Origin of the sequence: Serratia sp. ASV30 (assembly GCF_016428815.1) — a bacterium.
GTDB lineage: Bacteria > Pseudomonadota > Gammaproteobacteria > Enterobacterales > Enterobacteriaceae > Chania > Chania fonticola_C.
This window is the reverse complement of record NZ_JAELTL010000041.1, coordinates 13,484-26,861: the sequence shown is the minus strand read 5'-3', so window position 1 is coordinate 26,861 and position 13,378 is coordinate 13,484. Positions and strand designations below refer to the sequence as shown.

Annotated in this window: 11 protein-coding genes; 9 read left to right on the top strand and 2 right to left on the bottom strand. The window is 56.6% G+C overall.

Annotated elements, in window-relative coordinates:
• Positions 1-57: 57 nt before the first annotated feature.
• The 7 genes from pepP to JHD74_RS17540 all read left to right on the top strand — a co-directional run bounded on the left by pepP (position 58) and on the right by JHD74_RS17540 (position 9,839).
• Complete coding sequence (gene pepP, locus JHD74_RS17570; RefSeq protein ID WP_021806207.1) at positions 58-1,371, top strand: Xaa-Pro aminopeptidase; 1,314 nt, start codon at positions 58-60, stop codon at positions 1,369-1,371.
• 1 nt (position 1,372) lies between these two features.
• Positions 1,373-2,551, top strand: a complete 1,179-nt coding sequence (gene ubiH, locus JHD74_RS17565) for a 2-octaprenyl-6-methoxyphenyl hydroxylase (RefSeq protein ID WP_098929860.1) — start codon at positions 1,373-1,375, stop codon at positions 2,549-2,551.
• 177 nt (positions 2,552-2,728) lie between these two features.
• Complete coding sequence (gene ubiI, locus JHD74_RS17560) at positions 2,729-3,931, top strand: FAD-dependent 2-octaprenylphenol hydroxylase (RefSeq protein ID WP_199063180.1); 1,203 nt, start codon at positions 2,729-2,731, stop codon at positions 3,929-3,931.
• A gap of 510 nt (positions 3,932-4,441) precedes the next feature.
• Positions 4,442-5,539, top strand: a complete 1,098-nt coding sequence (gene gcvT, locus JHD74_RS17555) for a glycine cleavage system aminomethyltransferase GcvT (protein ID WP_065684488.1) — start codon at positions 4,442-4,444, stop codon at positions 5,537-5,539.
• Between the two features lie 29 nt (positions 5,540-5,568).
• On the top strand, positions 5,569-5,955 hold the full coding sequence (gene gcvH, locus JHD74_RS17550; protein WP_065684487.1) for a glycine cleavage system protein GcvH: 387 nt from the start codon (positions 5,569-5,571) through the stop codon (positions 5,953-5,955).
• Between the two features lie 85 nt (positions 5,956-6,040).
• The gene (gene gcvP, locus JHD74_RS17545) at positions 6,041-8,920 is read left to right on the top strand and encodes an aminomethyl-transferring glycine dehydrogenase (RefSeq protein ID WP_199063179.1); all 2,880 of its coding nucleotides are present in this window, start codon (positions 6,041-6,043) and stop codon (positions 8,918-8,920) included.
• Between the two features lie 172 nt (positions 8,921-9,092).
• Positions 9,093-9,839: an SDR family oxidoreductase gene (locus tag JHD74_RS17540; RefSeq protein WP_199063178.1), complete on the top strand. Its 747-nt coding sequence runs from the start codon at positions 9,093-9,095 to the stop codon at positions 9,837-9,839.
• A gap of 184 nt (positions 9,840-10,023) precedes the next feature.
• Here JHD74_RS17540 and JHD74_RS17535 read toward each other — a convergent pair whose 3' ends face one another.
• The gene (locus tag JHD74_RS17535) at positions 10,024-10,632 is read right to left on the bottom strand and encodes an HD family hydrolase (protein ID WP_074029726.1); all 609 of its coding nucleotides are present in this window, start codon (positions 10,630-10,632) and stop codon (positions 10,024-10,026) included.
• Positions 10,633-10,867: 235 nt separating this feature from the next.
• Here JHD74_RS17535 and JHD74_RS17530 point away from each other — a divergent pair, with 235 nt between their 5' ends.
• Positions 10,868-11,542, top strand: a complete 675-nt coding sequence (locus JHD74_RS17530) for a hemolysin III family protein (protein ID WP_024530761.1) — start codon at positions 10,868-10,870, stop codon at positions 11,540-11,542.
• A gap of 231 nt (positions 11,543-11,773) precedes the next feature.
• Complete coding sequence (locus JHD74_RS17525; RefSeq protein ID WP_021179803.1) at positions 11,774-12,271, top strand: DUF2165 family protein; 498 nt, start codon at positions 11,774-11,776, stop codon at positions 12,269-12,271.
• 39 nt (positions 12,272-12,310) lie between these two features.
• Here JHD74_RS17525 and ygfZ read toward each other — a convergent pair whose 3' ends face one another.
• On the bottom strand, positions 12,311-13,303 hold the full coding sequence (gene ygfZ / locus JHD74_RS17520) for a tRNA-modifying protein YgfZ (RefSeq protein WP_074029782.1): 993 nt from the start codon (positions 13,301-13,303) through the stop codon (positions 12,311-12,313).
• Between the last annotated feature and the right edge of the window lie 75 nt (positions 13,304-13,378).

Here is a 13,378-nt window from a genome sequence, read left to right as displayed (position 1 = left end):
TGATAACCCCTACTGACTGCGTTCAGCAGGTGGCATAAACCGATTTCAGGAGATGTGATGACCCAGCAGGAATTCCATAAACGCCGTCAGGCTTTGTTGGCACAGATGGCTCCGGCCAGCGCGGCAGTGATTTTCGCCGCACCGGAAGCGACGCGTAGTGCAGACTCTGAATATCCTTACCGTCAGAACAGTGATTTCTGGTATCTGACCGGTTTCAACGAGCCGGAAGCGGTGTTGATCCTGGTGAAGAGTGATGAAACTCATAACCACAGCGTGCTGTTCAACCGCGTACGCGATCTGACGGCAGAAATCTGGTTTGGCCGCCGTTTGGGTCAAGACGCGGCTCCGGCCAAGCTGGGGGTAGACCGCGCGCTGGCCTTCGACGAAATCAACGATCAACTGCACCTGCTGCTCAACGGCCTGGACGTGGTGTATCACGCGCAGGGGCAATATGCCTATGCCGATGAAATCCTGTTCGGCGCGCTGGATAAACTGCGTAAAGGCTTCCGCCAGAATCTGGAAGCCCCTGCAACCCTGACGGATTACCGTCCGTGGCTACATGACATGCGCCTGTTCAAATCGGCAGAAGAGGTTGCCGTTATGCGCCGCGCCGGTGAAATCAGCGCCATGGCGCATACCCGTGCGATGGAAAAGTGCCGCCCGGGCATGTTCGAATATCAGCTCGAAGGGGAGATCCTGCACGAGTTTAACCGCTTGGGCGCCCGCTTCCCGTCTTATAACACCATCGTCGGCAGCGGAGAAAATGGCTGCATCCTGCATTACACCGAAAACGAATGTGAAATGCGTGACGGTGATTTGGTGCTGATTGATGCCGGTTGTGAATATCGTGGTTATGCTGGCGATATTACCCGTACCTTCCCGGTTAACGGCAAGTTCAGCAAGCCGCAGCGTGAGGTATATGACATCGTGCTGGCGTCGATCAACAAGGCGCTGGAAATGTTTAAACCGGGTATCAGCATTCGCGAGGTGAACGATCAGGTCGTTCGCATCATGATCGCCGGATTGGTTGAGCTGGGCGTGATGAAGGGCGACGTGGAACAGCTGTTTGCCGAGCAGGCACACCGCCAGTTCTTTATGCACGGCCTGAGCCATTGGTTGGGGCTGGATGTGCATGACGTGGGCCACTATGGCTCAGCGAGCCGCGATCGCGTGCTGGAGCCAGGCATGGTGTTGACGGTAGAACCTGGCTTGTATATCGCACCGGATGCTGATGTGCCGCAGGAGTATCGCGGTATCGGTATCCGCATCGAAGACGACATCCTGATCACCCAGGACGGTAATGAGAATTTGACCGCCAGCGTGGTGAAGGATGCCGATGCGATTGAAGCCCTGATGGCGGCGGCCAGATAACATGAGCGTAATCATTGTGGGCGGTGGGATGGCGGGCGCTACGTTGGCGCTGGCGATTTCATCTTTGACTCAGGGCAAGGTGGCCGTCGATCTGGTGGAGGCAACCCTGCCAGACGATCGTGCGCATCCTGGCTTTGATGCACGCGCTATTGCTCTGGCGCAGGGAACCTGCCAACAGCTGATGCGTATCGGCGTTTGGGCTGCGTTGCGGGACTGTGCCACGGCGATCACTCACGTCCACGTCAGCGATCGCGGGCATGCCGGTTTCGTGAACCTGCATGCGCAGGACTATCAGGTGGAGGCGTTGGGGCAGGTGATTGAACTGCACGACGCTGGGCAGCGGTTATTTGCCCTGCTGGCAAAGGCCCCAGGGATCACCCTGCATTGCCCGGCTAAAGTGGTCGATGTGCTGCGTACCGTCGATCGCGCTGAAGTGCAGTTGGATAACGGGCAGCATCTGACGGGCCAGTTGCTGGTAGCGGCGGATGGTTCACGTTCGGCGCTGGCGCAGGCCTGCAATATCCAGTGGCAGCAGAGTGATTACCCGCAGTTTGCCACCATTGCCAACGTTTCGACGGCCGAGGCTCCGCAAGGGCGGGCGTTCGAACGTTTCACCCGCTACGGGCCGTTGGCGCTGTTGCCGATGTCTGGCGGGCGTAGCTCGCTGGTGTGGTGCCACGCTCGGGAAGCTCGTCAGCAGGTCGATAGCTGGAGTGATGAGCGTTTTCTCAGTGAGCTGCAACAGGCCTTCGGCTGGCGGCTGGGCAAGATGCTGAAGGCGGGTAAGCGCCACAGTTACCCCCTTAGCCTGCTGAGGGCCAATCAGCACGTTAGCCATCGTCTGGCGCTGGTTGGCAACGCGGCGCAAACGCTACATCCGATCGCCGGGCAAGGATTCAATCTGGGTTTGCGAGACGTGATGTCGCTGGCGGAAACCCTGGCAGAAGCCGCGCAGGCTGGCACCGATCTGGGTGACTATGCGCTATTGAGCCAATATCAGCGACGTCGGCAACAGGATCAGCAGGCGACCATCGGCGTCACCGACGGTTTGATTCGCCTGTTTGCCAATAGCTACGCGCCGCTGGTCGCCGGGCGTAATCTGGGGCTGATGGCAATGGAGCAGCTACCGGCCATGCGCGATGCCTTTGCCAAACGCACGTTAGGCTGGGTTGAACGCTGATTTATTCCCTCATATTCCTTGTCGGAGAGGGTTGGGTCGAAGTTGGGATGAACACTAATTTTTGCCCTACCTGCCTTGCCGAAGTAGGGCAATATTTTGATAAAAGTCACCGAATCAGCTCCCTCTCCCTGTGGGAGAGGGTTGGGGTGAGGGGCAAATTTAAGGAACTCAAGCAGCATGCAATCATTTGATGTGATTATCGCCGGTGGCGGTATGGTGGGATTGGCACTGGCCTGCGGTTTGCAGGGCAGTGGCCTGCGCATAGCGGTGCTGGAACATCGGCAGCCAGATTTATCACCGCTGCCAGAACAGCCAGCGTTGCGCGTATCTGCCATTAACGCCGCCAGCGAGCGCTTGCTGCAAAGAATTGGCGTGTGGGATGAGATCCGCAACCTGCGCGCTAGCCCGTATAACGCGATGGAAGTCTGGGATCGTGACAGCTTCGGCAAGATCGCGTTTCGCGGCGACGAATGTGGTTTCAGCCATCTCGGCCATATCATAGAAAACGAGGTGATCCAGCAGGCGCTGTGGCACAAGGCGGCCACCTTGGCCGATGTGACGCTGCTCGCCCCGGCTGCGCTGAAACAGGTGGCATGGGGGGAAAACGACGCCTTCGTCACGCTGGAAGATGGCCGTATGTTAACCGCCCGGCTGGTGATCGGTGCCGACGGAGCCAACTCCTGGCTGCGTCAGCACGCCGATATCCCGTTGACCTTCTGGGACTACCGCCACAGCGCGCTGGTGGCCACTATTCGCACCGAAGAGCCCCATTTGGCTACGGCCCGCCAGGTGTTTCATGGCGAAGGGATCCTGGCTTTCCTGCCGTTTAGCGATCCGCATTTGAGTTCTATCGTCTGGTCGGTTGCGCCAGAAGAAGCTGAACGGCTGCAACAGCTGGAACCGGAAGCCTTTAACCGCGAGCTGGCAATGACCTTCGATATGCGTCTGGGCAACTGCAAGCTTGAAAGCGAGCGGTTGACCTTCCCGCTTACCGGGCGATACGCTCGCAGCTTTGCCGCCCATCGTCTGGCGCTGGTGGGGGATGCGGCACATACCGTGCATCCACTGGCCGGACAGGGGGTGAACCTGGGCTTTATGGACGCCGCCGAGCTGATATCCGAGCTGAAACGCCTGCAACGTCAGGGCAAGGATATCGGCCAGCATCTGTATCTGCGCCGTTATGAACGCCGCCGCAAGCACGGTGCCGCAGTGATGCTGGCGAGTATGCAAGGGTTCCGCGAACTGTTTGCAGGCCATAACCCGGCGAAGAAGCTGCTGCGCGACGTAGGCTTAAGGCTGGCCGACAGTCTGCCGGGCGTGAAGCCGAAACTGGTGCGGCAGGCCATGGGGCTTAACGATCTGCCGGACTGGCTCGCCTAGTCAGCTTGGAGCTGACAAACCTCACTATGGGGCGCCACATGCCGCGCCCGCTAATCTGCATGTTTACCCGTCATCGATTTCCCTTATAGCTCCCTTCGTTTGAGAAATTCTAATTTCAGGCAGAATTTCTCATTACTTTTTCTAATTCCATGGTCGGTTATCAAAAACCGAAATTCTCTATCCCAGCCCCTGTTTGTTATATAACTTCGGATTTTTGCCGCTTTAATTGTTAATTTTGTGCCTCAAAGCGCATTTTTCCAGTGAAAAACTCTGCAAACTAACGCGGCATTTTACCGACCCTGAACCCGGTCGAACCTATTTTAACTTATGGTTAATAGGGGCGTTCGGTGTTAACGTCAGGGCAAAGGTATCGTTTGCGTCGTTAACCATTGGCGAGGCAATTTGTGTTGAGCAGCCAGCGTGTTTCGCGCAATCAGGCCCGCGAGCTACACCCGCCTTATTGCGTAATAACACCCTGTCTTCGGCTACTTGAGTGGAAAGAGGGAAAAGATGGCAAAGCAAACCCCACTGTACGACCAGCACGTGGCGTGCGGTGCGCGCATGGTTGATTTTCATGGCTGGATGATGCCGCTGCACTATGGCTCCCAGATTGATGAACACCACGCCGTGCGTCAGGATGCCGGCATGTTCGATGTCTCCCATATGACCATCGTGGATCTGCGCGGTGCTCGTACCCGTGAATTCCTGCGTTACCTGCTGGCGAACGATGTCGCCAAACTCACTCAATCGGGTAAAGCGCTGTATACCGGCATGCTGAATGCATCCGGCGGCGTGATCGACGATCTGATCGTCTATTTCTTTACCGAAGACTATTTCCGCCTGGTGGTGAACTCCGCCACCCGAGAAAAGGATCTGGCCTGGATCGAACAGCATGCGGCTCCGTTCAACGTTGAGCTGACGGTGCGTGACGATCTGGCGCTGGTTGCGGTGCAAGGCCCACAGGCCAAAGAGCGCGCCGCCACCTTATTTACCCCAGAACAGAAGCAGGCTGTAGAAGGCATGAAGCCTTTCTTCGGCGTGCAGGCGGGGGATCTGTTTATTGCTACCACCGGCTATACCGGAGAAGCGGGCTATGAAATTGCCCTGCCGAAAGAGCAGGTGGTGGATTTCTGGCAGAAACTGCTGGCCGCTGGGGTAAAACCTGCCGGGCTGGGCGCTCGCGACACCCTGCGCCTGGAAGCCGGTATGAACCTCTACGGCCAGGAAATGGACGAAGGCGTTTCACCACTGGCTGCCAATATGGGCTGGACCGTTGCCTGGGAACCGCAGGATCGTCAGTTTATCGGCCGTGAAGCGTTGGAACAGCAGCGCGAAAATGGCACCGAACAACTGGTCGGCTTGATCATGACGGAAAAAGGCGTATTACGTAATGAGCTGCCGGTACATTTCACCGATGCTAACGGTCAACCTCAGGTTGGGGTGATCACCAGCGGTTCTTTCTCACCGACCTTGGGCTTCAGCATTGCGCTGGCAAGGGTTCCGGCCGGTATCGGTGAGCAGGCCATCGTACAGATCCGTAACCGTGAAATGCCGGTGAAAGTCTGTAAGCCAGGTTTTGTTCGTGCCGGTAAGTCACTGATCAATTAGTTTTTATTCTTCGAAGGAGTAGCAGGCCAATGAGCAATGTGCCAACAGAATTGAAATACGCCACCTCCCATGAGTGGGTGCGTGATGCAGGCAACGGCGAATACGTTGTCGGTATCACCGAACACGCGCAGGAACTGCTGGGCGATATGGTCTTTGTCGATCTGCCGGAAGTCGGCACCACGGTTTCCGCGGGTGATGACTGTGCCGTCGCAGAATCGGTCAAGGCCGCTTCCGATATTTATGCGCCAATCAGCGGTGAGATCATCGCGGTTAACGGCGAACTGGAAAGCTCCCCGGAGCTGGTCAACAGCGAGCCATACGGTGAAGGTTGGCTGTTCCGCATCAAGGCATCCGATGCGACAGAGCTAGACAAGCTGCTAGATGCGGGTGCTTACCAGGCCTCCATCGACGAATAATCACTATCACGCCCCACTACCCTGTGGGGCGTTTTGCAGTTCAGGCTATATCCCGTACCCCGCAAGCATTCAGGAATTTGTAGCAATGACTCAGACACTCAGCCAACTTGAACACAGCGAAGCGTTCATCGAGCGCCACATCGGTTCTTCCGCAGAGCAACAGCAGCAGATGCTGGAAGCCGTGGGCGCTCGCTCGCTCAGCGCGCTGATCCAGCAGATTGTGCCAGCCGATATCCAACTGCCAGGGCCTCCGCCGGTAGGCGATGCGGCCACGGAACATCAGGCGCTGGCCGAACTGAAGGCGATTGCCTCACAGAATCAGCGCTACAAATCCTATATCGGTATGGGTTACAGCGCGGTGCTGACGCCGCCGGTGATCCTGCGCAATATGCTGGAAAACCCAGGCTGGTATACCGCTTATACCCCTTATCAGCCGGAAGTGTCACAAGGCCGCCTTGAGGCGCTGCTCAACTTCCAGACGCTGACTCTCGATCTGACCGGGCTGGATCTGGCCTCTGCCTCTTTGCTGGATGAAGCTACCGCTGCCGCAGAAGCGATGGCGTTAGCCAAACGTGCCAGCAAGCTGAAAGACGCCAACCGCTTCTTTGTGGCTGATGATGTGCACCCACAAACGCTGGACGTGGTGCGTACCCGTGCCGAAACCTTTGGCTTTGACGTGATCGTCGACAAACCGGCGAAGGTGTTGGAGCTGCAAGGCGTGTTTGGCGTACTGCTGCAACAGGTTGGCACCACCGGTGAGCTGCACGATTACAGCGCCCTGTTGGCAGAACTGAAAACGCGCAAAATCATCACCAGCATGGCAGCCGATATTATGGCGCTGGTGCTGCTGACGGCACCGGGCAAGCAAGGGGCCGACGTGGTATTCGGTTCTGCACAACGCTTTGGCGTACCGATGGGCTACGGTGGCCCACACGCGGCGTTCTTCGCCTGCCGTGACGAATTCAAACGCTCGATGCCTGGCCGTATTATCGGGGTGTCCCGCGATGCTGCCGGCAATACTGCGCTGCGTATGGCGATGCAAACCCGTGAGCAACATATCCGCCGTGAAAAGGCCAACTCGAATATCTGTACTTCGCAGGTGCTGCTGGCCAATATCGCCAGTCTGTATGCGGTGTACCATGGTCCACAAGGCCTGCAACGTATCGCCGGGCGTATCCATCGCCTGACCGATATTCTGGCCGCGGGCCTGCAACAAGCGGGTCTGACACTGCGCCACCAAACCTGGTTCGACACGCTGACCGTGGAAGTGAAAGACAAGGCGGCGGTGCTGGAACGCGCGCTGGGCTTTGGCATCAACCTGCGTACCGATATCCACGGGGCAGTCGGCATCACGCTGGATGAAGCCACTTCCCGTGAAGATGTGCAGACGCTGTTTGCCCTGTTGGCAGGCGATAACCACGGTTTGGATATTGATGCGCTGGATGCAGCCGTGAGCAAACACAGCCAGTCGATCCTGGCGGCCATGCTGCGTAAAGATCCGATCCTCACGCATCCGGTGTTTAACCGCTATCACAGCGAAACCGAGATGATGCGCTATATGCATCGTTTGGAGCGTAAAGATCTGGCGCTGAATCAGGCGATGATCCCGCTGGGTTCCTGCACCATGAAGCTGAACGCCGCTGCGGAAATGATCCCGATCACCTGGCCTGAATTCTCTGAACTGCACCCGTTCTGCCCACCAGAACAGGCCGCAGGTTATCAAGTGATGATTGGGCAGCTTTCTCAATGGTTGGTGCAACTGACCGGTTACGATGCGGTGTGCATGCAGCCTAACTCGGGCGCTCAAGGTGAATATGCCGGATTGCTGGCGATCCGCCGCTATCATGAAAGCCGCAATGAGGCAGGGCGTAATATCTGCCTGATCCCAAGCTCGGCGCACGGTACCAACCCGGCTTCTGCCCAGATGGCGGGCATGGGCGTGGTGGTCGTGGCCTGTGACAAGAACGGCAACATCGATCTGCACGATCTGCGGGTGAAAGCCGAGCAGGCCGGGGAAGCCCTGTCCTGCATCATGGTGACCTACCCATCAACCCATGGCGTGTATGAAGAAACCATCCGCGAAGTGTGCCAGATCGTGCATCAGTTTGGCGGCCAGGTTTACCTGGACGGCGCCAACATGAACGCGCAGGTGGGGATCACCACACCGGGCTATATCGGCGCGGATGTATCGCACCTCAACCTGCATAAAACCTTCTGTATTCCTCACGGCGGTGGCGGCCCAGGCATGGGGCCTATCGGCGTCAAGTCTCATCTGGCACCGTTCGTTCCAGGCCACAGCGTAGTACAGATTGATGGCGTCACCACCCAGCAGGGCGCGGTTTCTGCCGCACCGTTCGGCAGCGCCTCTATCTTGCCGATCAGCTGGATGTATATCCGCATGATGGGCGCGGAAGGGCTGAAGCAGGCCAGCCAGGTGGCGATCCTCAATGCCAACTACATCGCAACCCGCCTGAAAGACGCTTATCCGGTGCTGTATACCGGCCGCGATCATCGCGTGGCGCACGAATGTATTCTGGATATTCGCCCGCTGAAAGAAGAGACAGGCATTAGCGAAATGGATATCGCCAAGCGCCTGATCGACTACGGTTTCCATGCGCCGACCATGTCGTTCCCGGTGGCAGGTACGCTGATGGTTGAACCGACTGAGTCGGAAAACAAGGTGGAGCTGGATCGCTTTATTGATGCGATGCTGGCGATCCGCAGCGAGATTGACCGCGTGCAGCAAGGCGAATGGCCACTGGAAGACAACCCATTGGTCAACGCACCGCACGTGCAGGCAGAATTGGTCAGCGACTGGCAGCATGCTTACAGCCGCGAGCTGGCGGTGTTCCCGATAGCGGGTGTGCGTGAGAACAAATACTGGCCGAGCGTGAAACGCCTGGATGATGTCTACGGCGATCGTAATCTGTTCTGCTCTTGCGTACCGATGAGCGACTACGAATAACACCATTTGCCAAAATGATGATCGAGGGACACTGCATGATGCCGTGTCCCTTTTTTATTGCAGCACCGCAGCGATTGCTGTTCACTGATTAACCTATCTTCGAGCAGCAAGTTGTCTGGCTTGCCCTCGTGAGTACCCGCTATTTTTCTGATCTCAACAGCAAGGAACCGTAATGACAAAAGTAGCGTTAGTGACCGGTGCCAGCCGGGGTATAGGCCGTGCGACGGCGTTATTGCTAGCTCAGCAGGGCTATGCGGTGGGGGTCAATTATCTGCGTGATAGTGCTGCTGCTGAGTTAGTGGTGGCGCAGATCCGCCAACAGGGGGGCAAGGCGCTGGCTCTGCAGGCAGATATCGCCGAGGAAGCAGAGGTGGTGGCGATGTTTGCCGAACTGGAAGCCACGTTGGGGCCAATCAGTGCTCTGGTCAATAACGCAGGCATTTTGTTCCAACAGGCGAGCATTGAGCAACTCACCGCCGAGCGGATCAATAAGGTGCTGACGACTAACGTCACCGGGTATTTTCTCTGCTGCCGCGAAGCGGTAAAGCGCATGGCGCTTCGGCATGGTGGGCAGGGCGGATCGATCGTCAACGTTTCTTCCGCTGCGTCGCGACTTGGGGCTCCGTGGGAATATATTGACTATGCGGCGTCAAAAGGGGCGGTGGATACGTTGACTACCGGTCTGGCGTTGGAAGTGGCGGCACAGGGGATACGCGTCAACTGTGTTAGGCCGGGTTGTATTTACACCGAGATGCATGCCAGCGGAGGAGAGCCGGGGCGGGTAGATCGTGTGAAGTCTGCGTTGCCAATGCAGCGGGGTGGTCAGCCAGAGGAAGTGGCGCAAGCTGTTGCCTGGCTGCTTTCCGATGCGGCGTCCTACGTCACCGGCAGTTTTATCGAAGCCGCTGGAGGGCGTTAAGTACGGCAATCGCGGTGTTCCCTCACCCCGACCCTCTCCCACAGGGAGAGGGAGTTGGTCGGAGCGCTTGGTTGGCCCTTACTGCTGCGGGAAGTGAGCAGTAAGAAGATTGGGTATTACGCAGAGAAATCAGCGAACTCGATCGGTCCCCTCTCCCTGTGGGAGAGGGTTAGGGTGAGGGGCATTACTTCAGCCAGCCTTTACGCTGTGCATCCCGCAAATGCTGTTCCAAATATTGCCACAGCTCGGGATGGATATCGGCAATCATCGTATTACGGTCCAGTACCTGTTGCAGGCTGATATCATTCTCTACCCAGCTCTGACCGCCGTTGTGCAGGTTCATCAGCATTGGCATGCAGCGATCCAGCACCAGTGCAAAGCGGGCATCGGCGCTTTCGCCTGCTTCATACTCCTGCCACAGATCGGTGAAAACGCCACGTTGAGGTTCCGGTAACATCCCGAACAGCCGTTTTGCCGCCGCCACTTCCTGATCGTGGATCGCCGCTCGCGCCGCCAGATCGTAAACCATAACGTCACCGGCATCGATCTCGACGATATCGTGCAGCAGAGCCATCTGGATCACGCGCTGAATATTCACTTCATCGCTGGCATAAGGGGCCAGGCTCAAGGCTGCAATGGCAAAGTGCCAACTGTGCTCGGCCGAGTTTTCCTGACGCTGGGTGCCCATCACCTTGGTACGGCGTTGCACGCTTTTAAGTTTGTCGATTTCCATCAGAAACTGGATGGTTTGAGTCATGGAGCCAAAGTCTAACGCGGGTACAGCGGATGACATGGTACGAACCTCGAGGTGAATGATGGGATACCCGCCGTATTCAGCCGTAACTGAAATCCATAGGGTGCAAAGCATATCGATTGTAGCCCAGCAGGCTGAGGATTTCGATGTTCGCTTGGTGTTACAAGCGTACACAGTTTTATTTTAGCGTACACGTGTACACTGGAATCGTTCTCAGTTAATCTCATTTGCAGTTAATTCGCACAATATGCGTTGTTTTGAGGGGTTGCGCGTTATGGGGAAAAAGGACGAAGTGAAAGTCGGGGCAGACCAGTTGCCCGCCACGGCTTATCCATGGGCAGAGGAAATTGCCAACAGCATCAGCCACGGTATTGGCTTGGTGTTTGGGATTGTCGGCCTGGTGCTGCTGTTGGTTCAGGCGGTAAACGACGGCGCTGGGGTAACGGCCATCACCAGTTATAGCCTGTATGGCGGCAGTATGATCCTGCTGTACCTGGCTTCTACGCTGTATCATGCTATTCCACATCAGGGAGCCAAGCACTGGCTGAAAAAATTTGACCACTGCGCCATCTACCTGCTGATCGCCGGAACCTATACGCCGTTCCTGCTGGTGGGGCTGGACTCACCGTTGGCGCGAGGGCTGATGGTGGTGATCTGGGGGCTGGCGCTGTTCGGCGTGATTTTCAAACTGGCATTTGCGCACCGCTTTGAGGTGCTGTCGTTGGTGACCTATCTAACCATGGGCTGGTTGTCACTGATCGTGATTTACCAGTTGGCAATGCGCCTGGACGTCGGTGGAGTCACTTTACTGGCGGTGGGGGGCGTGGTGTATACGCTAGGGGTGATTTTCTACGCCTCGAAACGCTTCCGTTTTGGCCATGCGATCTGGCACGGTTTTGTGCTCGGCGGCAGTGTGTGCCACTTCATGGCGATCTACCTTTACGTATAACCTGCCCATCTGTTGTCGATATATTGCCAAAGCGTTTCTTTTGGGTTAAAAAGAGGCGCTTGTTTCTTTCGGGTATCCAGCAAGCCTTAGCGTTATTTCTGAGCCCGCCAAACCCCTCGCTTTCAAGTCGCAGGGGGTTGGCTGCGCTTGCTGCTGGCTGACCTGCATCTTGAGATCTATGGGGTATTTGCACCTTCCGGTGCCTTTAATCATTACCCAGGACTCTTCACTATGATCGTTCGTTTATCCAAAGCCCTGCTGGTTTGCGCTATCGCGCTATTTGCCTCACTGGTGGCCTTTGGCAATATCACCGATTACGACACCAACTTCGCTTTCGTACGCCATGTTTTTATGATGGATACGATCTTCCCTGATGCCACTATCACCTATCGTTCCATTCAGTCGCCATGGCTACATCAGGTGGGGTATATCGGCATTATTGCGTTGGAAACCCTCACCGCTATTTTGTGTTGGATTGGGGGAATTCGCCTGCTGTGCGGCCTGAAATTGCCAGCGGCCAGCTTTAACCGGGCCAAGACTTTTGCCATCGCAGGGTTGACGTTAGGCTTCCTCACCTGGCAGGTGGCCTTTATGTCAGTTGGGGGTGAGTGGTTTGGCATGTGGATGTCAAAACAGTGGAACGGGGTGCCCGATGCCTTCCGCTTCTTTGTCACTATTTTGCTGGTGCTGATTTATCTGGTGCCGCGTGATGGGGAATTGGACGAATAACTCGTCTGGCCGCAGGCTCGATGCCTGCGGCCAAACCACTTACTTTTCTTCCGCCAGTGAGTAAGGCAGAGGCTTGATGGCGAGCTGACTGCTGGCATCATCGCGTACGCGCAGCACACTGTCCGCTTCCAGATCGTTATTCATCACCACCTGCACCCACAGTGTTCCGTCAGCCAGCAAGCTTGCCGCCAGCACGGTGCCGGTACGGCGCCAGTTTTCACCCAGCTTCAACTCCAGATCGTCACCCGCCTGAGGTACCTGGCTGCCTTTACCTTCCAGCCAGTACAGGGCACGCTTGTTGGCTCCCCGGAACTTGGCGCGGGCCACCATTTCCTGCCCGGTATAGCAGCCTTTGCTGAAGCTGATCCCGTCCAGCGCCTGTAGATTGGTCGCCTGAGGGATCAACTGTGCACTGTTTGCTGCATCAATCACCGGGTAACCGGCCTCGATATCCAGTGCCAGCCATTGGCGGCTGTCGTTCAGCTCAGCCTGTCCTTCCAGCTTGGAAGCTAGCAGAGCGGCGGTTTCTGCCGTGGTAATCAGCACAAAACGTTCTGCTGGCAGCGCAAAGTGCAGCAAAGTGGTATCGCCGTCTTGCACCACTTGATGTTCTGCATCTGGCAGGGTGCTAAACACTTTCGCTAATGCGGCCCGCGCCTCAAGGCCAGCGAGGCCCAGCAGCACCGCATTGCTGTCTGCCGCGATGGTGATTTTGGAGAACACCGCGTATTTCTTTATTTCCGCTAGTTGGCTTTCCAGCACGCTACGGCGCTCAAGATAGGCAAAGCCTTCACCACGGTGGAATAAACGCAGGTTGCTCCACATTTTGCCTTTGGCATCGCAATGGCCGCACAGCACGTGTTGATCGGCCGCCAGTTTGTCGATATCAGCCGTTACCTGGCCCTGAAGATATTTTACCGTGTCTGGCCCGCTCAACTGCACCATGGCCCAATCTTCCAGTGAGATCAGCGTCAGTGGCAGATGGGAGGAGGCGGAAGGTTGACGGGGTGGAAAAGGAATATTGAACGCCATAATCGGTTCCTGCTGCATGTTTAGCATACCTGTTGGGGTTGCTACCATGGTAAAAGAGGTGGCTGGCTTTGCAAG